24 protein-coding genes and 1 riboswitch are annotated in these 24,636 nt (G+C 44.7%); of the genes, 11 read left to right on the top strand and 13 right to left on the bottom strand.

The window, feature by feature from the left end; genetic code table 11:
* Positions 1-3: 3 nt before the first annotated feature.
* The 8 genes from NYE72_RS02165 to NYE72_RS02130 form a co-directional block, all read right to left on the bottom strand.
* Positions 4-321: a transposase gene (locus tag NYE72_RS02165; protein WP_036683594.1), complete on the bottom strand. Its 318-nt coding sequence runs from the start codon at positions 319-321 to the stop codon at positions 4-6.
* A 288-nt stretch (positions 322-609) separates the two neighbouring features.
* Entirely contained in the window at positions 610-975 is a 366-nt protein-coding gene (locus tag NYE72_RS02160; protein WP_036682656.1) for a metalloregulator ArsR/SmtB family transcription factor, read from the bottom strand.
* Positions 976-1,075: 100 nt separating this feature from the next.
* Positions 1,076-1,810, bottom strand: a complete 735-nt coding sequence (locus NYE72_RS02155; RefSeq protein ID WP_339211210.1) for an ABC transporter permease — start codon at positions 1,808-1,810, stop codon at positions 1,076-1,078.
* A gap of 1 nt (position 1,811) precedes the next feature.
* Entirely contained in the window at positions 1,812-2,528 is a 717-nt protein-coding gene (locus tag NYE72_RS02150; protein WP_339211208.1) for an ABC transporter permease, read from the bottom strand.
* Positions 2,525-3,436, bottom strand: a complete 912-nt coding sequence (locus tag NYE72_RS02145; protein WP_036682661.1) for an ABC transporter ATP-binding protein — start codon at positions 3,434-3,436, stop codon at positions 2,525-2,527. The genes NYE72_RS02150 and NYE72_RS02145 overlap by 4 nt, the downstream gene beginning before the upstream one ends.
* 70 nt (positions 3,437-3,506) lie before the next feature.
* The gene (locus NYE72_RS02140; RefSeq protein WP_036682662.1) at positions 3,507-4,934 is read right to left on the bottom strand and encodes a HAMP domain-containing sensor histidine kinase; all 1,428 of its coding nucleotides are present in this window, start codon (positions 4,932-4,934) and stop codon (positions 3,507-3,509) included.
* Positions 4,931-5,605 (bottom strand): response regulator transcription factor, encoded by a 675-nt coding sequence (locus NYE72_RS02135; RefSeq protein WP_038568445.1) that lies wholly within the window; start codon positions 5,603-5,605, stop codon positions 4,931-4,933. The genes NYE72_RS02140 and NYE72_RS02135 overlap by 4 nt, the downstream gene beginning before the upstream one ends.
* A gap of 119 nt (positions 5,606-5,724) precedes the next feature.
* Positions 5,725-6,144: a pyridoxamine 5'-phosphate oxidase family protein gene (locus tag NYE72_RS02130; protein WP_036682665.1), complete on the bottom strand. Its 420-nt coding sequence runs from the start codon at positions 6,142-6,144 to the stop codon at positions 5,725-5,727.
* Between the two features lie 160 nt (positions 6,145-6,304).
* On the opposite strand from NYE72_RS02130, the gene NYE72_RS02125 reads away from it, so the two are divergent.
* From NYE72_RS02125 to NYE72_RS02095, 7 genes are all read left to right on the top strand, one after another.
* Complete coding sequence (locus NYE72_RS02125; protein ID WP_339211207.1) at positions 6,305-7,525, top strand: MFS transporter; 1,221 nt, start codon at positions 6,305-6,307, stop codon at positions 7,523-7,525.
* Between the two features lie 72 nt (positions 7,526-7,597).
* Positions 7,598-9,061: a hypothetical protein gene (locus NYE72_RS02120; RefSeq protein ID WP_076101301.1), complete on the top strand. Its 1,464-nt coding sequence runs from the start codon at positions 7,598-7,600 to the stop codon at positions 9,059-9,061.
* Positions 9,062-9,219: 158 nt separating this feature from the next.
* Positions 9,220-9,330: riboswitch (TPP riboswitch) on the top strand.
* 161 nt (positions 9,331-9,491) lie between these two features.
* Positions 9,492-10,541, top strand: coding sequence for an ABC transporter substrate-binding protein (locus tag NYE72_RS02115; protein ID WP_076101299.1), 1,050 nt, complete (start codon positions 9,492-9,494; stop codon positions 10,539-10,541).
* Positions 10,542-10,916: 375 nt separating this feature from the next.
* Entirely contained in the window at positions 10,917-11,210 is a 294-nt protein-coding gene (locus NYE72_RS02110) for an MTH1187 family thiamine-binding protein (RefSeq protein ID WP_036682688.1), read from the top strand.
* The gene (locus NYE72_RS02105) at positions 11,207-11,968 is read left to right on the top strand and encodes an ABC transporter permease (protein ID WP_036682669.1); all 762 of its coding nucleotides are present in this window, start codon (positions 11,207-11,209) and stop codon (positions 11,966-11,968) included. The genes NYE72_RS02110 and NYE72_RS02105 overlap by 4 nt, the downstream gene beginning before the upstream one ends.
* 34 nt (positions 11,969-12,002) lie before the next feature.
* Positions 12,003-12,836 carry an ABC transporter ATP-binding protein gene (locus tag NYE72_RS02100; protein WP_076107449.1) on the top strand — a complete coding sequence of 278 codons (834 nt, stop codon included), beginning with the start codon at positions 12,003-12,005 and terminating at the stop codon, positions 12,834-12,836.
* A gap of 230 nt (positions 12,837-13,066) precedes the next feature.
* A complete protein-coding gene (locus tag NYE72_RS02095) occupies positions 13,067-14,266 on the top strand; it encodes a hypothetical protein (protein WP_339211205.1) in 1,200 nt (399 codons plus the stop codon).
* 938 nt (positions 14,267-15,204) lie between these two features.
* Here the strand turns inward: NYE72_RS02095 and NYE72_RS02090 are convergent.
* Together NYE72_RS02090 and NYE72_RS02085 are read right to left on the bottom strand one after the other, a co-directional pair.
* Positions 15,205-15,954, bottom strand: a complete 750-nt coding sequence (locus tag NYE72_RS02090) for a WecB/TagA/CpsF family glycosyltransferase (RefSeq protein ID WP_339211203.1) — start codon at positions 15,952-15,954, stop codon at positions 15,205-15,207.
* 368 nt (positions 15,955-16,322) lie between these two features.
* Positions 16,323-17,204 carry a nucleotidyltransferase domain-containing protein gene (locus NYE72_RS02085; RefSeq protein ID WP_339211201.1) on the bottom strand — a complete coding sequence of 294 codons (882 nt, stop codon included), beginning with the start codon at positions 17,202-17,204 and terminating at the stop codon, positions 16,323-16,325.
* Between the two features lie 185 nt (positions 17,205-17,389).
* Between NYE72_RS02085 and NYE72_RS02080 the strand changes: the two genes are divergently transcribed.
* Entirely contained in the window at positions 17,390-18,340 is a 951-nt protein-coding gene (locus NYE72_RS02080) for a YncE family protein (RefSeq protein ID WP_339211199.1), read from the top strand.
* Positions 18,341-18,549: 209 nt separating this feature from the next.
* Here the strand turns inward: NYE72_RS02080 and NYE72_RS02075 are convergent, their stop codons facing one another.
* From NYE72_RS02075 to NYE72_RS02065, 3 genes are all read right to left on the bottom strand, one after another.
* A complete protein-coding gene (locus NYE72_RS02075; protein ID WP_081383579.1) occupies positions 18,550-19,404 on the bottom strand; it encodes an IS3 family transposase in 855 nt (284 codons plus the stop codon).
* A gap of 20 nt (positions 19,405-19,424) precedes the next feature.
* Positions 19,425-20,114 (bottom strand): helix-turn-helix domain-containing protein, encoded by a 690-nt coding sequence (locus NYE72_RS02070; protein ID WP_076147889.1) that lies wholly within the window; start codon positions 20,112-20,114, stop codon positions 19,425-19,427.
* A 100-nt stretch (positions 20,115-20,214) separates the two neighbouring features.
* Positions 20,215-21,738, bottom strand: coding sequence for a DHA2 family efflux MFS transporter permease subunit (locus tag NYE72_RS02065; RefSeq protein WP_036682711.1), 1,524 nt, complete (start codon positions 21,736-21,738; stop codon positions 20,215-20,217).
* A gap of 205 nt (positions 21,739-21,943) precedes the next feature.
* Here NYE72_RS02065 and NYE72_RS02060 point away from each other — a divergent pair, with 205 nt between their 5' ends.
* The 3 genes from NYE72_RS02060 to NYE72_RS02050 all read left to right on the top strand — a co-directional run bounded on the left by NYE72_RS02060 (position 21,944) and on the right by NYE72_RS02050 (position 24,602).
* A complete protein-coding gene (locus tag NYE72_RS02060; protein ID WP_339211197.1) occupies positions 21,944-22,834 on the top strand; it encodes a TetR/AcrR family transcriptional regulator in 891 nt (296 codons plus the stop codon).
* 77 nt (positions 22,835-22,911) lie between these two features.
* The gene (locus NYE72_RS02055; RefSeq protein ID WP_036682713.1) at positions 22,912-23,601 is read left to right on the top strand and encodes a response regulator transcription factor; all 690 of its coding nucleotides are present in this window, start codon (positions 22,912-22,914) and stop codon (positions 23,599-23,601) included.
* Positions 23,598-24,602, top strand: coding sequence for a sensor histidine kinase (locus NYE72_RS02050; protein ID WP_339211195.1), 1,005 nt, complete (start codon positions 23,598-23,600; stop codon positions 24,600-24,602). Before NYE72_RS02055 ends, NYE72_RS02050 begins: the two co-directional genes overlap by 4 nt.
* The last annotated feature ends 34 nt before the right edge of the window (positions 24,603-24,636 follow it).

The raw sequence follows: 24,636 nt of genomic DNA, 5'->3' as shown, positions 1-24,636 counted from the left end.
ATCTCAGTTCCTTGGTTTGCTGAAGATGTGCACTGCTTTTTTTACGATCGCTAATTCCTCTTCCACATCGGCAATCTTGTTATCTTTTTCTTGAAGTTGACGGCTCATTTCTTTCAACTGTGCCTCGAGTTCCCGTACTCGATCCACGCTAGCTGCCGGTTCATTCTTTAGTTCTCGATACTGGCTCATCCATTGATGCAGGGTACTTTTTGGGATGTTGAGCTCTTCCGCCAAGTCGCCCACTGTCTTTGTTTGCTCTTGAATGAACTGCACTGTCTGTTTTTTAAATTCTTCGTTATACCGTTGTCGATGTTCTCCCATGTGAACACACCTCCGTGGACTCATTATCGCCAGTCTGTTAACTACTGTCCACTTTTTATTCTAGCTTCACCAGAGGCGCTATTGGCATGAAAAAGAGCAAAACAAGACCTCTTTCTAAAGAATAACTGCACTGAGGTCCGCAACTCAGCTCAAAAAGCGATAATTGTGCAAATAACGTCAGCTGGGTCCGTAAGCCGTAGCGGATGATCAGGACTCGTCAGCATAATAAAAAGAGGGACTCCCAAAAGCCATCCAATGGCTGCTGGGAGTCCCCCTTTTTGCAACTAGCTATTCGTGTCGGACATGCTCGTGGGTCTGCAAAAAGATCTGCTCCACATGCGCATCGTTCAGCGAATAGAATACCGTTTTCCCCTCTTTACGGCGTTTCACGATCCGTAGATTCCGTAAATAACGGAGCTGATGGGATATCGCAGATTGGCCCATATCAAGGATCACGGACAAATCATGTACACATAATTCTTGCTGAGACAAAGCGTAAATGAGCCGCACTCGTGTTGGATCACCCAACGCTTTGAACATTTCTGCCATTTTATCAGTAATCCCACGGTCTGGCAGGATCAATGCAATGGATTCCGGTTCAAGCTCTGAACCCTTGCATGTATTGTCGCAATCTTCTAATGCCGTTGGCTCCATGCTCTCGCCCTCCTCCATCTTAGCTAATTATATTCTTTAATTATAAGAAAAACAGCACGGGATGTCCATTGAGGAGGAGTTTATAGCCTCTGATTGTGAATCAGACTGCTTTACGATAAAAGGAGATTAGTCCTGCGGCAAAAAAGACAATCAAGCTCCCTCCCACTATCATCATCAGTGTCTCTAAAGGCAGATTAAAGGCACCAAATCCGTCATCACCATAAGGACTCATGGCTAACATCGGCTGTACCCAAGGATAATAGGGGCCGTAGGTTGAAGAATTAGCGATCAGTATATTGGGAATGGTCAGACTCACATTCAGCGCCAGCGGTGCGCCGAAGCTGCTCCAGCTTTGCGAGATCGCCAGCTGCAATGCGGCGAGTGGTAGGCAGGCTACAAAGCCGCCAAATACTGATTTTAGCAGCAGCGCCCAAGAGATTGGATCTGGAGCCCCACGGAACAAACCCATTCCCAGCACCATAACGAGGAACGTTATTTGCACAGCAGCCAGCAATCCGATGATCATCACATATTTTGAGAGATACACCGACAACCGGGTTACAGGCAGAGACAACAATAGCTTCCAGCCACCGTCATGATGCTCATAACGACAGATCAGGGCCGCAAAAATGCCTGAAAGCACAGGCAGAAACAGCAAAGCATGCATCATTGACATCACACTTAACAGCAGCTCCCAAGTCATCTTCTCGCCTTGATTATCCGATAACAATCCGGGAACCAGTGATAAAACCGGACTTCCTATGACTAAAAGCCAAACATATGATTTAGACATTTTTAATCGCTCTGAGGATAATACTCTCCAAAATGACTTCATCTTAATCCACATCCTTTCGAGCGAAATGCACTGCACCCGGCAAAAACAACAGCATTCCCAGCAGCAGACCCGCACCGCTGAACAAGAGGCGATTAGAGGAGTCCCACGCCAAATATGGCCATGTTAAAGGCACCCACTCCGAAAGGAACATGGAGAAAAATGACGTCAAAGATAATGTGATCCCCAGGGCAACCGGCAGTGTCTGATTACGATTAGCCAGGGAAAGCCAAAGCTGTAGCGCGATGACCGGCAGAGCCGCAATGTAGGACATAAAGCCAATTCTGAGTACATCCACATAAGGAATAAGATCAGCTTTGAAGCCCAAAATAAGCCCTAAAACAACTATCCCCACTGAGAGCAACAAACAGGAAACTGCCACAAGCAGCAGACAGAGCGTTAGCTTAGCCATAAACACTGAAGTACGGGAGATAGGCAGTGCCAAGAGCTGCTTCCACGAGCTCATCTGATGTTCGACATTTGCAATCAGCGAGCATACTAAAGTGCCTCCCAGAAAAAGAGCTGTGGGCACAAACCCGGACACATTATCCAGTAGTCCTCCCCATAAATCCGCGCTATACTGCTGACGCAGATAATCATAACGAAGGCCAAAGTTAAGGCCCTGCATGGCTACTAGACCAATCGGTCCTAGAAACACTAGAAACCAAATTCCTTTGCCGCGGATTTTAAGCCAATCCGCTGACAACGCCCGCCACATCATGATTCCCCGCCTCCCACAACCTGTAGGAAGAAGTCCTCAAGCGATTGTCTCCGCTCCTCTACACGATAGACAGCGTGCCCATTCTCTACCAAAGCTTTGACTAGCAGCGCTACTCTTGCATCGTTCATTCTTGAAAAAATCAGTTTTTGCTCATGTAGTGTCCCTTCATACCCCCGACCTCCAGCGAGACGTAACGCAGACTCTGGTTCCGAAACCGCAAGGCGTATCTCGCCAGCAGCCTGTTGTTGCAGATTAGCTATTGTATCTTGGTACACCATTTGCCCTTGGCGAATAATACCCACGGTATCTGCCATTTGTTCAATTTCACTAAGCAGGTGACTGGATACTACAACCGTAATTCCTTGCTCCTGTGGCAAACGTTTGATAAGCCCACGAATTTCCTGAATCCCTGACGGGTCGAGTCCGTTCGTTGGCTCGTCCAGAATAAGCAGCTCTGGATTCCCTAGCAAGGCAGCTGCGATACCAAGTCTCTGCTTCATCCCGAGGGAGAATCCTTTGACCGGACGTCTCTCTTCCCCGGTTAAAGAAACAATATCTAGCACCTCAGCGATTCGTGACTTCGGAACATCCAGAATGCGGCGGATCGCTTCGAGATTGTCCACAGCGCTCAGATGCCCATAATACGAGGGGGATTCAACAAGCGACCCTACCTTCCGTAAAATTTGCAGCTTATTCTTCCGAAGATCCTGGCCGAACACTTCAATTTTTCCAGATGTCGGTGTAATTAGGCCAAGCAGCATACGGATTGTTGTAGTTTTCCCAGCTCCGTTGGGACCCAGAAAACCATAAATCTCACCCTTGCGGATATTTAAATTCAAATTTTCTACCGCAGCCCGGCCACGATATTTTTTCAATAAATCCTTAGTTTTAATCACTGTTTCTTCCATGTTCTTCACCTCGGTATACAGCATAACGTCCCAAGGTTAAGAACAAGGAAGTGCCAAGTTTAAGTTTTGTTTAAATTTCACGACGCGGATCAAAGATTACAATAGAAGTGCCTTCGCCTGTGCTCTCCATAACCCATTCCAGCTCCATATGCTTCATCAAAAGATCGACGATAGACAATCCCAAACCTGCCCCCTTGTAATCGGATGGACTCTGAATGCCTCGACCATGATCCGCAATAATTATGGCACGTTGTTCATTACGTTGCTCCGTTGAGATCCCGACATAATGCCCGCTGCTGGCATGTCGTACAATGTTTTGATACAAATTATCGAGAATACGGCGGAACCAGACCTCATCCACCCTCCAGAATAGCGGTTCGGCTTCCAGGTTAATATCAATGTCGAAGCCCTCTTTTTCCCATACGGGGTACCAAGCAGCCGCACTTTCCCGCAACAAGCGTAAAACATCTTTACGTTCCAGCTTTAAGGTTACCCGTCCACTATTGAGCAGATTGTAAGATAAAAGATTCTCGATCAGGACGCTAAGATCCGCAATACGCTCATCCATAAGCTGTAAGGACTGCTTACCTTTTGAGGTCAGATCCTCTTTGGTCATAACATGGATATGGCTGCGAATGACGGTTAGAGGTGTACGTAAATCGTGAGATAGATTCGAGACTAGACGCTTACGCAACTCTTCCTCTTCTATTTCCCTGCGTCGGCTTTCATCCAGTTTGGTTACCATCGTATTAAAAGCTTCCTCCAGGCGACCGATCTCGTCCAGTTTGCCTGTCACTATAGACTTAGGCATTCTATCCGGGCCTGTAATCGTCATCGCGGTTTGCAGTTGCAATAGCCGTTTGCGAATTTTTCTAAAGAACATCCACGAAACCAGAGCGAACCCTCCAAAAAGGGTAAATAACACAAAGTTATACCAAGCCCAAGCCCCTAATCCCCCATAAGCCCCTTTGTTCAGCAGCTCACTTGGAATTTGCATCACTATAAATCCCTTGCCTGCCTCCACCTTGTCCCCCACGAAAGCAACGATCGCTAAAGGATCACGATTCGTACTTTCTTTCATAAATGAAATAGCCTCAGCCGCAGTCCACTGATCAGGAACTTCATGGTAAATCTTATCCGTATCCCCTTCATCAGGTGTGAGAATCAGCTGGGTTTTTCCCTGCCCGTCTACCCAAAACATAGTAGTCTCAGTGTATTTTCGACTCAGTTCATGCAGCCGCTGATTTATGGCTTCCGAAGAAGCATTTTCTAAGTGAAGTGCCTCCTTATGCCACATAGTCTCCAGCGGTGCAATATTCGAATACAGGGATGTATCTACAGGCGGGGCACCTTTAGTCACTTCGTTAACAATATTGTAGCCAACAAAAGACAGCGGAAGGACCACAGGGATAAATAGCAGTGCAGAAACGATAATTAGCAAATACCCTGATAACAAAGAGGAATTGCGTTTCTTGCGAATGCGCTCCAATCCTCTCATGCTCTTACCCGGTATCCGATCCCACGGACAGTTTCGATAATTTCCGGATTACCCGGATCAAGCTCCAGCTTTTCGCGCAAATAACGAATATGTACCATCAGAGTTTTATCCCCTTCGATATAAGCCTCACCCCACACGGCCTCGTAGATCTGCTCCTTCGTCATAATTTGGTTAAGATGACGCAGCAAATAGGAAAAAATCTGAAATTGCTTGCCTGTAAGCATGATTTCTTCCTGAGTCTGAGCATTCATCACGCGGTTATCCCCTTCATATACGACTAGATGTTTAAGTGTGAGCGAATCCTGAACAGATGCCCCATTCCTTCGGAGCAGCACCTCGATTCGAGCGGCCAATTCATCCGGATGAAAAGGCTTGGTCAAATAATCATCCGCGAATTCCAAACCTTGCAGCTTATCATCAATCGAGGTTCGGGCGGAGAGCATTAAAATGGGCAGCTTAGGGTAGGAACGTTTCAATCGTTGCCCGATCGTAAACCCATCCAGACCAGGAAGCATAACATCGAGAATAGCCAGTTGGCAGGCGCCGGCTTCTTCCATCGCACCTTCGCCGCTCCGTAGCCAGCGGACACTATATCCTCTTTCGCTTAAATCAGCAGACACTACGCTGCCAATCTCACGATCATCTTCAATATATAACAGAGTAACGCTCATGTAGCTTTAGCTCCTCCCCGATATGAATACCTAAAAAGTTGAAGTCATTATAACACATCAAACAGCCCTCCTACCCCATAGGGGATAGGAGGGCTGTTTGATCAATTCAAGGCTATAGCTTATGGCTGCCATACTCCATGCTCTTTATTGCTACCTACATACTCAATACGTGTTGGAGTAAGCTCCAAAATCACATAATTAGGATCATCAGGTCCAGTAAACCATGGCTCCAGCTCTTTATTCCATACCTTGGAGCGCAAGCCTTCATCCTTAGAGACGGTAGCGGTCGCTTCAATCTCCAGCACATCTTTGCTTCCGCCGGCCTCATAGCCAAGCAGTACAAAAGCATTCGGATTATCGGATAACTCCTCCACTTTATGAGTTTTGCGATTTGTAGCCAAATAAATCTTCAAACCCTCATGGAAAATGGCCATATAACGTACTTTCGGCTTATTTCCTTCTTCGATCGTACCAAAGGAACCGAACTTGTTGTCATCCAATGCTTTAATAATGAGTTGTTCCAGTTGTTTGTTATCCATTACGTAAATCTCTCCCTTCAAGCATGTAAACAAAAGTTTATATATCCAAGCTCACCGTTTGGATTTATCATAACAATGGTGCTTATTATAATGTACCCTTCAGGTTCACATTGAATCCGACCTTACTCCATAAACTACATCAAGATAAGGAGCTTACTTCGTGAAAAAACTGATTTGGATCGGCTGTCTCTCCTACTTCGTTATCGGTCTGGCACATGTTGTGCTGGGATCTATTCTGCCCGTTCTACTGCAACATTATGATCAAAATTACAGTGCTGGCGGTGAATTAATCTTTAGTCAATTCGCTGGTTTTTTAGCAGGCGTGTTGGTCTCTCCCCTACTTAATCGCCGCTTCGGTAAACGTGGAGGCATCCTCATTGCCACCAGTCTTCTAATAGTTGCAGAAGTTGCCTATGCCTTTCTACCGCCTTGGGGCTGGATGTATTTTATCGCTGTTGCCGCAGGTTTTGGTTTCGGGATGATCGAAGCGGTTATCGGCACCATCATTATTGGTGCTGTAACCGAAGGAACGGCTATTGCGATGAGCCGGCTCGAAGTTCTATTCGGGATAGGCGCACTCGTGATGCCGCTTATCGCCAGTCCGCTCATTGCTGCCGGAGCGTGGAGATTGGCCTTTCTAATCGTCGCTGCCTTCTCTTTGATTTCTCTTATCCTCTGGGCAAGAGGACACTTCGGTAATCTACAACGCATGCTGGATGAACGTGCCTCTGTCCAAGGAGCAGACAATTCGCATTCCTCAAGCTCACGTTCTAACAAAAAATTTCCGTATAAAGGTAAGCAATGGATTCTGTTAGGGATCTTCATCGTTTTCTTTTTTCTTTATGTAGGCACAGAGATGAGTTTAGTCAACTTTATGCCGGCTATCTTTATTGCCAAGCTAGGGATGACAGAGTCTACGGCAGCACTGACAGTCACTTTCTTTTGGCTAGCGATGTCTACAGGAAGATTGTTTGCGGGTGTAATTGCCGAAAAAATATCTTATCGCGTGTACATTCTCAGCAGCTGTTTACTAACCTTGTTACTGCTGACACTCTTTCCGTTCACTGACAATCGAATGACTGCTTTCATTGTAATTCTGCTGCTGGGGCTGTTTATGTCCGGTATTTTCTCCATTGCATTGGTTTTCTCCAGCAAAATGCTGCCTTGCACCGAAGAGTCAACACCCAGCATTATGATTGCTTCCGGAGGCGTTGGTGGTGCTTTGCTACCTCTGTTTACGGGCTGGTCTATGGACCATTTAGAAGTGGCACAAACAGCCGGATTACTTGCCACTTTTGCTGCCTTCTTGTTCCTGCTAAGCATTGCCGCATGGAGATTCCAAGCCAGGCAAGCGGTGGAAGGAAAGAGTTCCCGTATTTAGAATAGTATCAACGTTATCCTTTTAGGGTAATGTGATCTATAAGCATATTCTGAGCACAAGGATGGACAATGAATGAATGAGTCTTTAAATGAGTCTTCAACTGAGCCTTTGTTACATACTGCGCTTATGCAGTTTATATTTCCCTTCTCTATAAAAAAGGGCGATTCTAAGCAGCTTATCCAGCAATTACAGGACGACGGATTCACACGTTTTTTTCTGGATAACAAAGAACTGGAAGCTGCCTATTATGGAGAAGGTTACTGTGTTTCCCATGAACGAATGGAGCGCACCTATTTACCGTTTGCCGCACACGTCCTTTTTCCGCGCAGGAAGGATGCCGACTCGTTTCGCCGTTTTTCCAGAGTAAATAATCTCGACTGCATTCTGGAGATTCCGCAGCAATCTATATTTTTCAAAATTCTCTCGACGGATATATTCATATGTCCCTTTCAGCTTGGATTCGTGACGATACGTGTCCAGCTGGAGGGGGATTCGATTCCCTTTAGTATTGCACTAGAATTCGCGGATCGTTTCCGTGCGCTAGAGAAAACCTTCATACAGGATGACTACACTTATATTCATTGCGGGGAACAGACCTATGAGATGGTAGAGGATTTTGTCTTCCGAAATTTGGTGGATGGACTGGAGCCATATCTGGATCAATCGGATATCAATGGGGCTTATTTTGAGACCCTTCCTTTTTTCGTAGATGAAAGAATGCAGGTGCAAGCTTTTTACGGCTTTCAGAATGAAGAAAGTTCTGATGAGATTAGTGTAAATCTACGCTATCGCGCCTCACAGCTTGATGGAATTGATCTGAACGGAAAGCCCTATGCCAGTGCAAGCGATCCAGCGTATATTGCAAACTATTGTCATGAGCATTCCTATAATCGCTGGGGCCCAGACACGTATTATATGATGAATGAGCAGACCTTTTGCTGCATGACCCGGGCTGAACAGGAGATTGCTGTAAGTCTAGCCAACCAGATGTACGGGCAATATTATTACGGATTTTTACTCAATATTTTCCACAAAATCGTTCTGCTGAAGCTCGCCAATATGCACTCCCGACTTCGGATTAATCATGATTATGAGGAAATAGACAATCTAATCTATTCCATCAATAAGTTCTCGGCAAAGTTCTACTTCTTGGAGTTGATTTCCCAGTCGCAGGGCCGGGAGATATTTCTTCAGCTGCGTAAAGTATACGGAAACGACGCTTTGTTCGAGGAAGTGAAAGAAACCTTAAATGATCTGTTTCAGTATCAGGATAAGTTTCAGTCCAAGCGACGGGATAATCTGCTGATGATTCTCACTGTATTTACGGTAGTAAGCGGGATTTACGGCATGAATCAAGTCATTGACGATCTGGATGGAAAAATCCAATGGAGTAAAATGATTGGTTATTCCCCCTTTGAATTTCTTGCCCTCTTCGTGATCATGAGCGGGATTCTGATCAGCGTTGTCCTCACGCTAGGGGCGCTGGTTAGTGAGCTTAAACGGCGTCACCGCAAGAAATATAAAGATCTAGACTAGCAAAAAAGAAACTACTGGATTGGAAAAATTCAGGAGTGCACTACTAGACATTCCGAGTACAGCCGTCTATAATACACCGTATGCGAGAAATATAAGATATAAAGTATGGGTACAAAACTTATACTTACTTATATTGCACATAGAAATACCCGTTAACTTCATAGAACCAGGGGTGCTGGAATTGGCCGGCTGAGATTGTATCCCACAAGATACTGACCCTTATACCTGATCTGGATAATGCCAGCGTAGGAATCGCCAATTGGTTCTGGTCCCTGTGACCTTGACTAACCTTGCGCCAAGCCAGCGTCCCGATCACTCGGGGCGCTTTTTTTGTAAGATCACTAAAAGATGTAGAAAAACGTACATACTACACTTTACGGTTCATGTTGTGAAGACGGGATTCTTGTAACCTTAAAGGAGAGAAGAAGACATGCACCTCAAAAAAGCACTTACGTTGTGCCTCACCTGTGTACTCATTCTTGCCATTGCCGGATGCGGCAGCAACAATGGGAATACAGCCGGAAACAAAGCAAATGCTACTGATCCAACTGCAGCGGCTGGCACGGATGCTCCAAAAGAGCTCACCAAAGTTAAAGTCGCACTCGACTGGACACCGAACACGAATCATACCGGTCTATACGTAGCTAAGGATCTTGGTTACTACGCTGAAGAAGGTCTGGACGTCGAAATCGTTCAACCAGGCGCAGCGGGTTCTGATACTATGGTTACTTCTGGCGAAGCCGCATTTGGCATCAGCGCCCAAGAAGGATTAACGCTAGCCCGTCTACAAGGCGTACCCCTTGTCTCGATAGCAGCTATTATTCAGCATAATACATCGGGATTCGCCGCTCCAGTAGATCGCAATATTAAATCACCAAAGGATTTCGAAGGTAAAACCTACGGAGGCTGGGGCTCACCGGCCGAAGAAGCAGCCATGAAGGCCATCATGGATCCTGAAGGTGGCGATGTGAAAAAGGTGAAGCTGATCAGTATCGGTGAAGCTGATTATTTTACCGCCGTCAAACGTGACATTGATTTCGCCTGGATTTTCTACGCTTGGACTGGCGTTGAGGCTGAGTTGCGTGGCCAGCCATTGGATATGCTGTACTTAAAGGATTATGCGCCACAGCTCGATTATTACACGCCTGTGCTGACGACGAGTGAGAAGCAAATTGCAGATCATCCTGAGCTGGTGAAGGCCTTCATGAAAGCCACATCAAAAGGTTATCAATATGCTATTGATCATCCGGAAGAGGCTGCCGGTATGTTATCGAAGGCCGTTCCTGACCTGGACGCCGACCTTGTCCTAGCTAGCCAAAAATGGCTTAGCCCAAAATACAAGGACGATGCTGCCCGCTGGGGCGAGCAAAAAACCGAGGTCTGGCAAAATTACGGCGACTGGATGTATGATCTGAAGTTGCTGGATAAACCGCTGGATGCTGCTAGTGCATTCAGTAATGATTTTTTACCGGCGGAGTAGAGAGCGGACTTCAGAACCAAGAAGGTTGGACGTTACTTGAGGAAGGAGGAACGGAGCGTAGTGATGTGCTACGTGAGTACCGGACTTCCCAAGTTCGTTCAAGATTCGATGTCGAGTTTGCTTCCTGAGTTACTTCGTTATCAAAGTTGGCTTTTTGAACTTAACTTATAATTTAAGAGTTCAAAAAGACGGCTTTCAGAACCAAGAAGGTTGGACGTTACTTGAGGAAGGAGGAACGGAGCGTAGTGATGTGCTACGTGAGTACCGGACTTCCCAAGTTCGTTCAAGATTCGACGTCGAGTTTGCTTCCTGAATTACTTCGTTATCAAAGTTGGCTTTTTGAACTTACCTTATAAAATGAGAGGATTGATTATTGTGGCTAACACCCTACTAAGCATTCAAGTAATTCCAAAAACTCCGAACAATGAGGATTCCATCCCATACGTAGATAAAGCGATTGAGGTCATTCAAAAATCCGGTGTTAAACATCAGGTGAATCCGCTGGAAACCACAATGGAAGGTGAGCTTAGCGAGCTGCTGGAGGTTGTGCGTCAGATGCAAGAGGCGTTGATCGAAGCAGGCAGTCCAAGCGTAATTTCGCAGATCAAAATCGCTCATAATCCTAACGGAATCAGCATGGATAAATTGACGGAGAAATATCGGCCGTGAGATCGACCTGGAAGCTAATATGGCCGCCCCTTGTGGCGGTCGTCTTCTTTTTAACCGTATGGCAGCTATCTGTATCTGTATTTCATATTGAATCCTGGATTCTGCCGAGTCCTGCTGATATTGCCCGTGAATCCACCAGTAACGCTTCTGGTCTTTGGGCTCATACGATGGCTACGCTGCGGCTCACTTTAATTGGTTTTCCCATCGGTACGGGGGTAGGTCTGATCGTCGCTTTGCTTTTGCATCTTTTGCCTTGGGCTAGACGGGCTTTTTATCCACTCATTATTCTGAGTCAAAATGTTCCCTCCATCGCGCTCGGCCCCCTGCTCATTATCTGGTTCGGCTTTGGTCTTTTGCCCAAAATCGTGCTGATTACACTAGTATGTTTCTTCCCTGTAGCTGTCGCTGCGATGGGCGGCCTGGCCCAAAGTGATCAGGTCATGATGAATTATATGAAAATGGCTGGCGCAAGCAAGTGGCAAATCTTTACCAAGCTGGAGCTGCCCTCTTCTATCCCGGCACTATTTTCCGGTGTAAAAATATCTGCTACTTATGCGGTTATGGGCGCCGTGGTCGCTGAATGGATTGGCGCGGATAAAGGTATTGGCTATTATATGCTTCTGCAGAAATCCGCTTATCGTACGGATCGGATGTTTGTCGCTATTGTTATTATTGTACTTTTAAGTCTTGTACTCTTTGCTATTATTGCATTGCTGGAAAAATGGCTGGTTCGCTGGAAGCCGCGCCGTAACTCATAGAAAGGAAAATGCCTGTATGTCTCAAGCGATGCAAATGCAACACAGAACAACAGAAGTCATCAGCTCTCCTGAAGCTCATACCGCGGCACCCGCCCTTGAAGTGAGCGGCATCTCCAAATCTTTTTTCCATCGTCGCCGTGAGACAAAAGTTCTGAATAATGTCTCTCTCAAGGTAGAGCAACAAGAATTCGTTTCGATCGTTGGTCCTTCCGGCTGCGGAAAAAGCACCTTATTCCATATGATTGGCGGCCTTGTGAAACCCGATGCAGGCACGATCCGCATGAACGGTAAGGTCGTTACAGGTCAACGCGGTGAAATTAGTTATATGCCGCAGCAGCCTGCTCTTTTTCCTTGGCGTACGATTGAGGATAATGTGCTGCTTGCTGGGGAGATCAAGGGCGCACTGCGGGATGGAGCCCGCGAGGAAGCACGCCAGTGGCTTGCCAAGGTTGGGTTAAGCGGGTTCGAACATGCTTATCCGCATATGCTGTCTGGCGGGATGCAGCAGCGTGCAGCTTTTCTCAGAGCATTGCTCGCTCCGCAGGAGCTAATGTTGCTGGATGAACCTTTCAGCGCACTCGATGCACTAACTCGCAGTGAAATGCAGCGCTGGCTGCTTGAGCTGTGGGAAGAGAATCGCCGCTCTGTGCTGTTCATTACTCACAACATCGAAGAAGCGTTGCTGCTCTCTAATCGTATCTATGTATTTTCCGGCCGCCCCGGCTCCATCCTGCATACAGTCGATGTGCCGTTTCCGCGGCCACGCCGTGATGAGATTACGGACTCTCCCGAGTTCCTTAAGCTCAAACGCCAGTTGTCACAGTGGATGCGAGAGGAACAAGCTAAAAATAGGCAGCCGCTAGCTTAATCGCTAAGCACTGTAAACTGATATCGCTGGTATAGCGGTGTCAGTTTTTTATTTTGCAGCGATAAACTCCTGCCCTATTTATAATTGACGCGGATGTATCTGCTCAATTAAACAAATTTCACTCATCATAGTAGGGATCACATTAAATGTGTGGCGAAAACGGCCTCCGTGTTGGTAATGGATAGTAACCGGGTTGGGCTGGGGACATTTACGGGATTTATACCGTTGATTTGCTGCTTCGGGCCAGATTCGGCTCATTCTACGGGATTTTTACCGTTAATTTGCTGCTTCGGGCCAGGTTCGGCTCATTCTACGGGATTTATACCGTTGATTTGTTTCGTCGGGCCGGATTCGGCTCATTCTACGGGATTTTTACCGTTAATTTGCTGCTTCGGGCCGGATTCGGCTACGGGATTTATACCGTTGATTTGCTTCGTCGGACCGGATTCGGCTCATTCTGCGGGATTTATACCGTTGATTTGCTGCTTCGAGCCGGACTCGGCTCATTCTACGGGATATATACCGTTGATTTGCTTCGTCGGGCCGGACTCGGCTCATTCTACGGGATTTATACCGTTGATTTGCTTCGTCGGGCCGGACTCGGCTCATTCTACGGGATTTTTACCGTTAATTTGCTGCTTCGGGCCGGATTCGGCTCATTCTGCGGGATTTATACCGTTGATTTGCTGCTTCGGGCCAGGTTCGGCTCATTCTACGGGATTTATACCGTTGATTTGCTGCTTCGGGCCGGATACGGCTCATTCTGCGGGATTTATACCGTTGATTTGCTGCTTCGGGCTGGACTCGGCTCATTCTACGGGATTTATACCGTTGATTTGCTGCTTCGGGCTGGACTCGGCTCATTCTACGGGATTTATACCGTTGATTTGCTTCGTCGGACCGGATTTTGCTCATTCTGCGGGATTTATACCGTTGATTTGCTGCTTCGGGCCAGGTTCGGCTCATTCTACGGGATTTATACCGTTGATTTGCTGCTTCGGGCCAGATTCGGCTCATTCTACGGGAATTATACCGTTGATTTGATTCTTCGGGTCGGATTCGGCTCATTCTACGGGATATATAACGTTGATTTGCTGCGTCGGGCCGGATTCGGCTCATTCTACGGGATTTATACCGTTGATTTGCCTCTTCGGGCCGGATTCGGCTCATTCTACGGGATTTATACCGTTGATTTGCTTCGTCGGACCGGACTCGGCTCATTCTACGGGATTTATACCGTTGATTTGTTTCGTCGGGCCGGATTCGGCTCATTCTGCGGGATTTATACCGTTGATTTGCTGCTTCGGGCCAGATTCGGCTCATTCTACGGGATTTATACCGTTGATTTGCTGCTTCGGACCGGATTCGGCTCATTCTACGGGATATATACCGTTGATTTGCTGCTTCGGGCTGAATTGCACCCGATCTAGGGCATTTTTGCCTTTCTTTTACCACTTCGGGCGGAATCGCACCGATTCTAGGGCATTTTTGTCTTTCTTTTACTTCTTCGGGCGGAATTCCAGTGACTCAAGGGCATTTTTGCCCTTATAGTTTCCCTTTAGCTTTTAGCTTGAATTAAATACGAGGCTATGGCATCAACCAGAATCGGTGTTGTTTATTATTATTAATTTGTTTAAAGGTCACAACTATAGTCGCACTTACATTCTACTCGCTACTCTTACACTTACTCCCACTACTCACTTTTACTCCTACTCCTTACCTCAATCCCACTACTTACCCTTGCTCCTACTCCCTACCTCAATCCCACTACTCACTTTTACTCCTACTCCCTACCTCAATCCCACTACTCACTTTTACTCCTACTCCTTACCTCAATCCTACTACTTACTCTTGCCCTACTCCCTACCTACCTCAATCCCACTACTCACTTTTACTCCTACTCCCTACCTCAATCCCACTACTCACTTTTACTCCTACTCCTTACCTCAATCCCACTACTTACTCTTGCCCCTACTCCCTACCTCAATCCCACTACTTACTCTTGCCCCTACTCCCTACCTCAATCCTACTACTCACTTTTACTCCTACTCCTTACCTCAATCCCACTACTTACTCTTGCCCCTACTCCTTACCTCAATCCTACTACTCACTTTTACTCCTACTCCTTACCTCAATCCTACTACTCACTTTTACTCCTACTCCTTACCTCACTCCCACTACTTACTCTTGCCCCTACTCCTTACCTCACTCCCACTAACCACTATTACTCTTCCCCCTACTCCTCACCTCACTCCCACTAACCACTATTACTCTTCCCCTTACTCCTTACTTCCTACTCTCACACCTGCCTCCTCTTCCTCTCACACCAACCGAACCAAAAAAGGCCCCCATAAACGAGGCCTTTTCTTCATTTCTTAATCATAGCTCGGAACACGAATTTGGGCAGTACTGCCTGTCTGCGCCATCGCGACTTTTGTCCCTTCGCAACGGGAGCGAACAAAAGTCGATGCAACCACTCCAGATTGAGTTTTTTCCATAGCGCTGGTGCAGGAGTAACTTTTCCCGCTATTACATCCAAGCTGCCTCCCACGCCAAAAACAACTTTCACCTGCGTAAGCTCCTGTTTGTGCTTATATACCCATTTATCAGAGTATGGCGCCCCCATCGCAACGATCAGAAAATCCGGCTGTGCACGCTGAATCTCTGCTACAATGGCAGGCTCCTCTTCCTTGGTAAGAAAACCATTATGTCTTCCTGCAATCTTCACATTCGAATATAACTCCGTTATCTTTTCGACCGCTTTACAACTGGTAAGCTCATCTGTTCCCAAGAAATAAAAACTCCATCCCAAGCTATTTCCTTGCTCCAAAAGCTCAAGAAGCAGCTCATATCCAGTTACCCTCTCAGCAATAGGATCGCCTTTTCTTTTTGAAGCCATCACAATGCCAATCCCGTCAGGAGTGATTAAATCCGCTTCTTGAAGTATGGTTCGTAGCAGCTCGTCCGATTGACTTGTTATCGTAATTTCCGGGTTAGCCGTGATCAAATGGAAAAGTTTCGGTTCTCCAGATTGAATATGTTTTGTTAGATGAAGTGTTGTCTCATGTAGTGTTAGTTTTGAAAAGGGAACTCCTAATATTGAAACTTTCCCGTCCATATAATCACCTCTCACTAAAATTCCACTTCAATATACCTTACCATAATCAAGAGGAGGAAGGGGAGTCATTTAAGTTACTTAATCACTACAGCCACTTACCCAAACACTATAGCCACTTCAACCACCCGACCATTCCCCACCCTAGCCACCACAGCTACTACGCTACTACAGCCACCACAGTCCACCATAGCTTCACCTCACAATAACCACTTCACTCCCTCCGCCACCTCTCCAGCCATCACAGCTACTACGCTAGTGCAGCCACTACAATCCACCATAGCTTCACCTCACAATAACCACTTCACTCCCTCCGCCACCTCTCCAACCACCCCAACCACTCAACCACTACACTCACCCTATAGCTCCACTCACTCCTCCATAAACTTCCACCACTCTACTAACCAAGGTTCATCGATCCCCCGCATGCGGAATTCGTCTACAAGTATCTTCCGGAAACGTTTTTCCATTTTGACAAAGTTATTATCCTCCTGGTACATAGGGGCAAAGGATTCATCATCTCTAATAAAACTCCAAAAATCGCCCGCACACTCCGTAATCTTTCGTCCGACAGTCGTTTGTTTGGCTACAGGTACCAGCCATTTGTCGTAGGGGTAGGGATAACCTTCAATAGTAATGGCACAGCGTAATGCTTCTTTATAAAGAGAAACCGCTAAAAATAAAATAGGAAAGGCATCGCCACGCACTACAGGATTATCTAAGCTTTTGGCATAACTTCTTAACTGTATGTATGAATTCTTACGAAATCTCATTAGGACTTCAGGTTGGAGGGGCATATAGGCATCAAAAAGTGACTTTACATCCAATCGGTCATAGTAGATATAAGAAATAGAAGCATTCCACAGCCATTCCATATTTTCGCTCATTAACGCCGCTTTAATTTCTGAAATTTTATGCAGCGTGTAATGCCCGGACTTGCCACTTGGGAGTCGTAAATCCATAAAAAAACTACTTTGCTCAGGGATCAGCCCCGCTTGTTCGAACCGATGATTAATGCTGCTATAATACTCGTCCTGACAAATAATGATTACATCCACATCCGACTGCTCATCCACCACACCAAGTGCGGTCGATCCATCAAGGAGAATACTTACCCGCTGACTCTCCTCTTTCATTAACGGATGATTTAGAATTTCTTGCGTGATATACTGCCCAATTTCCTCTAACAATTCACTATGAAGCTGCGTCTTATCAGGTGTTAATAAAATATCCGACAACACTGATTTCACCATCTCAACCCCAACCTCCAATCAATCTCAATTTTTCAAAAAATAAAACGCTTACAACTAACCTAATATTTGGATAATGGAGTACCATTCTACACTCCTAATATATATCTTGCAAGGATAAATGAAGTACCCTTTTGCCTAAGCCTAAATATAATGAAGTATCTATTTACTTGGAAAGGGGTAAAAGCATGGCGCAGCCAAAAGTGATTGCTACAGTCCGCTCTGCCGGACCGATCGGAGATATAAAAGTAAATGTCGTCACGAATCGAGTATACTTTGTAAACCCAGACACCGAGGCTGGAACTATCGGGGTATTGGAGGGCAGAACTAATCGCATTATCGCTCGGATCCCTGTAGGAAGACTGCCGTCTCAGCTCGGAATCAACCCCCAAACCAACCGGATTTATGTACCTAACTTCCGTGACGAAAATGTCTCTGTCATAAACGGGCGGACAAACCAGGTAATCAAAACTGTCAAAGTAGGCCGATTCCCAGACAATATCGGAGTGAATGTTCGAACCAATCTGATTTATGTAACTAGCGCATTCGGAACCCTATTCGTCATAGACGGGAAAACAAATCAGGTCCGCAAAAAGATTGAAATCGGTGGACGCCCATCCAGAATCGTTATCAATGAGCTTACAAACCGTGTCTATGTGACCAATACAGCAAATGATAGCGTCACCGTCATTAACGGAACTACACAGGCTATCATTACGACAATAAAAGTCGGAAGTAACCCCGTGATAGCGCCAGCACTTAATAAAATTACCAATCGTATTTATGTCGCTAATAACTTAAGCCGGTTTCTTTCTGTGATCAATGGCCGAACCAACAAATTGTTGCGTAATGTACAGCTGGGACGTCTGCAAAGCGAGGTCGTTATAAATCCCCTGACGAACCGTATTTTTGTTTCAAGTGCACAAGTTGAAGGTAAAGGAAAGCTATTCGTCATCAATGGAAATAACAACAAAATCATTACAACAAAGGTTCTTCCTACTTCCTCCAACATAACCATTAATCCGAATACAAATCATTTATTTGTTGGTAATTTCGATAAAAATCATATGTCCGTTTATAACGCCACCACGTTTAAACGGCTCGCAAGATTCCCTCTGTATCAGGCAGTACTGTGCTAAACCCGCTCACAAATAGAATTTATGTAGGTGGAAACGACTCCATAACGGTCATTCAGGATGGACCAAGACTCACTCAGAGCTCTATTTTTAATTAAGACAAAAAAGACGCCCACCACAGTGAAGTGCTCCCTGTCAAGTGGACAGTGTAAAAAACAAAAATAGTTAGTTTAGATACCTCAGTTCGTATTGCCAGAACTGAGGTATCTTCGTTATGCAGCTCGTCGGTATTCGCTAGGTGACAAGCCATCCAAACACTCTGTGTAGCGGTAATTATTGTAGTAGTGAATATATTTGCTAACCTCTGTGAGGACATCATCATAGGTGTCATACTTTGTAAGATAATAGCTTTCTGACTTGTATGTACCCCAAAAACGCTCAATAGGTTGGTTGTCCAAACACCGACTCACACGAGACATGCTTTTCTTAAATCCGTATTTTACATGAAGTCGGTTGTACTCATGAGACGTGTACTGGAAGCCTCTGTCGCTTTGTAAAAGAGGGGATACGCCAGGATTCTTCGCGTAAGCCCTCTTCAACGTATCCATCACGAGTTTATTGTTGTTGGAATGGCTTAATACCCATGAGACAATGGAATTATCATATACATCAATAATAGCGCTCAAATAGGCTTTGCGCCCATTCCCGTACTTCAGTTCAGTCACATCTGTACACCATTTTGAATTAGGAGAATTGGCATCAAAGTTACGGTTCATTACATTTTCAACTACATGGATCTCCGTAGCTTTCACATAACTCGCTCGTTTTCTGCGAATGACTGCTTTAAGCCCAAGAGCACACATAATTCGGTAATAACGCTTTTTGTTGTACTGCTTTTTGAGCTTTCGGTTTAATTGCGTGCGCATTTGACGATAGCCAAGAATCCCTTTTCGCTTGTCATATCGTAGCTTTACTTCTTTCGCTAACGCACGAGTTTCAAGTTCTATGCAAGAGGGTTTCCATTTTAACCACTTGTAATAGGCAGATCGAGCAACCCCAGCTAACGCACACAACTTCGTAATTGCGTGACCTTTTTCTTTGTTCAGTTCTTGAATCGCTTGATACAAGTTTACTTGTCGAACGAGGGTTAGCGTGTATTTCGTCGCTTGATCTCCGCCAACTTTTTTGCGAAGTCATTCTCCATCTCTAGGTATTCATTTCGCGCTTCTAGCTCTTTAATCCGTAGTTTAAGGCGGTCATGCTCATCTAGTTCTTCTACAGGCTTTTTGCGACCGCGATTGTCCTGAAGAGCCTCCTCGCGGCCAACTTGATATTTCCGGACCCATGCGTAAACTTGCTGATAAGATACTCCGTACTTTTCAATCGCTTTCTGATAATCCAATCCATTAGCGATGGTATATTGTGCAATTTCAATGCGTTCTTCGAAAGTTGTTTTACGTCCTTGGTTCATATGAGATAGTCCTTTTCCTGTATGTGTAGGTTTCAATTCTATCTCATTAGTATACTTGGTAATCCATTTTGTCAAAACACTTCTGCTTGAAATATAATGCTTGTTTGTCACCTCTTCAACGGAGCAACGACCAGACAACACTTCGTTAACAGCAGCAAGCTTCAATTCCTTTGGGTATGATTTCCATGTTCTCGATTCCCTCAACCCGTCCAAACCATCTGCTTTATATTTCCTAATCCATTCTCTAACTGTGTGTGAACTAAGACCTAGCTGCTTTGCCTCATAGTTTGGATTTGACTTGTGCTCAAGGCACAGCCTTACGACATGTAATTTTACTTTTAAAGATGTTGGACTTCTATTAGACATTAGAAAAACTCCCATCATTGTAGCAGTAGAAGTTTTTGTTTTTTCTACTGTCTACTATGATGGGAGCTTATCACAGGTGAGCGTCTTTCTGCATAGCAAATTACATCGATCTAGCGGATGAAACTTGTTTAACAGCCACTTTTTCTTCGACTGTTTCTGTATCCTTAGGCTGTATCCCTCTTTTTATGAAGAAAGCTAGGATAAAGGCAATGATGGCTACGCCTACTGACACTAAGAACGCATCGTTAATTCCTTCGATCGTTGCTTTTGCGATGACTTGGTTTTGAATACCAAGCAATTGCTCTGCAGAAGGTTTAGCCGTTAATTTACTCACAGCTTCTGCTACCATATCTTTGACATGTGAAGTGGTACTGTTAGACATAATCGTTACAAGCAGCGCCCCGCCAATCGCTCCGGAGACTTGCTGAATCGTACTGTTCATGGCTGTACCATGCGGTGTATATTTAGCCGGGATGGAGTTCAGACCATTGGTCATCACAGGCATCATAACCATTGAAATCCCGAACATTCTCACAGAATACAAAATCATAAGTGTCGAATATTTCGTTGTTTCAGTTAGATCACTAAAGAAATACGTACTGATCACTACGATAGCCAGACCCATTAACGCCAAGACTTTGCCGCCGAATTTATCGAACAATTTACCTGTGATTGGAGACATAACCCCCATAATCAACGCACCAGGCAACATTAGGAGTCCCGAATCCAGAGGTGAAATGCCTCTAATATTTTGCAGGTAAATCGGCATTAACATCATCGCTGAGAACATCGCCATATTCAGTGTAATCGAAATCGCTGAGGATAAAGCGAACATCGGATATTTGTACACTCTGAAGTTAAGCATAGGCTCCTTCATTCTCATCTGGCGCATTATGAATATCACTAAACCAATAACCCCGATAATAAGGGTGGAGTAGACCATTGGATCATCCCATCCTTTATTCCCAGCGGAACTGAAGCCGTATAGAAGACCCCCGAACCCAATCGCTGATAGAACTACAGATAGAATATCGATTTTAATAGCCACATCTTTTTTAGGATCATGCAGTTTGAAGAAGGCAAGAATGAACACCAATACGGCGATAGGTGCAATCATAAAGAACAGCACAGGCCATTCATAATGCTGAATAATCCATCCTGACAGTGTAGGACCAATGGCTGGTGCAAAAATCATAACCAAACCAAACATCCCCATGGCCGAGCCGCGTTTTTCAGGTGGAAATGTGGTAAACAATACATTCATTAATAATGGCATCATAATTGCGGCCCCTGAGGCTTGGACCATTCTCGCAATCAATAATACAGGGAAACTTGGAGCAAAGCCTCCAATAAAGGTCCCTATTGCAAATAATCCAATGGCGATTAAGAATAATCGTCTCGCTGTATACTTTTGAATTAAAAAGGCCGTTGAAGGAATCATGATCCCGTTCACTAGCATATAACCCGTCGATAGCCACTGTACCGTTGAGGCACTGACATCAAAATCCTTCATAATCGATGGTAAAGCTATATTGAGTAGTGTATTACTTAGTAAAGCAACAAATGCACCAATCATAAGGATTGCCAAAATCCCATAGGACGCTTTACTTTCTTTCGTTTTCATTTTGGAATCCTCCATTCTATAATCATACCGTCGGTTCAAATTTGAACTTATGTTACAATGTAGAATATATTACTCTTATATTTACTGCTTGGCAAGTCAGAATTCATTTAAAAACTAAATTGTATTAAGTGGAAATATAAGCTAGTCTATTCTACGTGAAGTGTTTTTTTTGCACAAAAGAGTCCAGCTTAAAGGGGCACCTAAGATGATAAATAAACGGAAAGAGCAAGTAATTCAAAAAGCACATGAATTATTTATTGAAAAAGGCTACCACGCCACATCCATACAGGACATTCTGAATCACAGCCGGATCTCCAAAGGATCTTTTTATAATTATTTCCCTTCCAAAGGGGATCTCTTTAAAGCTGTATTCACCTCTATTCATGACCAGCTGGAAGAAGGCAGAAATGGCCTGCTCATTGGCCAGGACCCCTCTGACATTGATATATTCGCTAAACAAGTTCAACTGGTTATGAAAATCAATAAAAAAAATAAATTGTTGCAGCTGGTTGAAGATGCCCTGGTCTCCAATGATCCGGACTTAATTACGTTCATCAAAAAAACTAAATTCACCTTATTAACCTGGGTGCATGAACGTTTCCTGCATATATTTTCTGAAGATAAGAAGCCCTATCTACTGGATGGAGCCATCATTTTCACAGGCATCTTGCAACATATGCTGCAAATTAACAGTGCCATGAATGAAGTCATTACCTCTCAACAAATCATTAATTATTGCACTACTCTTATCCAGACGATTGTTGAGGATGTAAGCGAAAAAGGAATCCAGCTTATCTCCCCCGATCATGTAGGGAAACTATTACCTGTAGCCGAATACACTGATTTTTTTAATAATGATTTATCGTTTGCGACCGTGAGCTTAAAAAAAATCATAGATAAATCATTCACCGCTGATGATCCTAGCCTGTCCAATGCACTAAAGCTGTTATATTTTATCCAAGAAGAGATCATGAACAACAAGGAACCAAGAGAGTTCTTAATCGAAAGCGCCCTGCTCTCCTTGAAAATGTGCCCTCAATTTAATGAAACGAAGGAATTTGCGCATTATCAGACAGTGTTATCTGCAATGCTCTAAGCACAATCAAAGTATGGCTTCAATCGTTTAAGCGTATTCTAAACGCAAGGTACGAAACTAAAAGTGTGGTGACCGATTTGTTCAAGCTTTTATTAATCGAAGATGATACAACGCTGTTTAATGAGATCAAAGAGCGGCTTACGCAGTGGTCTTATGATGTATATGGCATTCAAGATTTCAACAATGTTACGCAGGAATTCACGGAAATCAAACCTGATTTAGTGATAATTGATATCCAATTACCCAAATTCGATGGATTTCATTGGTGCAGAATGATTCGCTCTCACTCTAACCTGCCGATTATCTTCTTATCCTCCCGGGATCATCCGACAGATATGGTGATGTCCATGCAGCTGGGAGCCGATGATTATATCCAAAAGCCCTTCCATTTCGATGTACTCATTGCCAAGGTGCAAGCCATTCTCCGACGTGTGTACAATTACAATTCGGATAACATTGAACTCAAAACGTGGTGCGGAGCTACCGTCGATTATGAGCGGAATTCAGTGACCAACGACACGGGATCGATTGAGCTTACCAAAAATGAGATTTTCATATTGAAATTACTCATTGAGAAAAAGAATAAAATTGTCACCCGCGAGGAATTAATTAATAGCTTATGGGACGATAAGCGCTTTATTAGTGATAACACCCTCACCGTCAACGTAAATCGGCTGCGCAAAAAGCTGGACGAGCTTGAATTAGGGGCGTTTATTGAGACGAAGGTTGGACAAGGGTACGTAGCCATTGAAGAGGATTGTCTATGATAAAAAAGTACCTGCTCGAAAGACTCGGTTGGATTCTGCTCTTTCTCTTTGTACATCTATTTATGCTCTTTATCACCTTTATGGACCCGACCATCCCCCTGTCTTCAGTGCTCTATCTGGTCTCTTTATCAATGATTTTTTTCGTAATTTTTCTAGTCATTCGCTATCCTAAGGAAACCAGATTTTATAAAAGCTTAAATGAGCGGGACGATGATCTCGATCTGACAAGTATCGCTCTTGCCGAAAGTCCTTTTGAGAAAATCATCGAAGAGAGCATCACCAACCAAGTGAAACTGTTAAAGAGGACTGCTTCAGACAATCTAATGAACTTGGAGCAAGAGAAGGATGAGCTGTTATCCTGGATTCATGAAGTAAAGACTCCACTGACCGCAATGCATCTAATGATTGAACGTATAGAAGATGATGTTATGAAGAGGCACTTGACCTATGAGTGGCTGCGTATTCATCTGCTGCTGGATCAGCAGCTCCACCAAAGACGGATACCCTTTATTGAAAACGATCTGTATATGGAGCAAATCGATATAGAAACGCTTATTTTTAGTGAGATTAAGACGTTACAGTCTTGGTGTATTCAGAAGGGAATCGGCTTTGAGTTGCACTTAGAAGCTGCTGAAGTGCTTAGTGATGCTAAATGGCTGGCTTTTATCCTCAGACAACTCCTAACCAACGCCGTAAAATATAGTGAAGCTTCTGATATTACAGTGAATAGCTACCAGCAAGCTGAACATATCGTTCTTGAGGTGAAGGATTGCGGGCGCGGGATAGATCCGAAGGACCTGCCGCGCATCTTCGACAGAGGGTTTACTTCCACTACTGTACATCGCGACAATGCCGCCACAGGCATGGGCTTATATTTAGCTCAGAAAGCAGCTCAATCATTACTCATCATCATCGGAGTTCAATCCAAGCTCGGAGCGGGATCAACATTTACGCTAACCTTCCCACTCAAAAATGAATTCGTTAAAATCTCAAGCATGTGACAACAATGTCACATGCTTTTATATTTTGTTCGGG

It is taken from the genome of Paenibacillus sp. FSL L8-0333 (assembly GCF_037965665.1).
Lineage (GTDB): Bacteria > Bacillota > Bacilli > Paenibacillales > Paenibacillaceae > Paenibacillus_AQ > Paenibacillus_AQ odorifer.
This window is presented reverse-complemented; position numbering and strand designations above follow the sequence as displayed.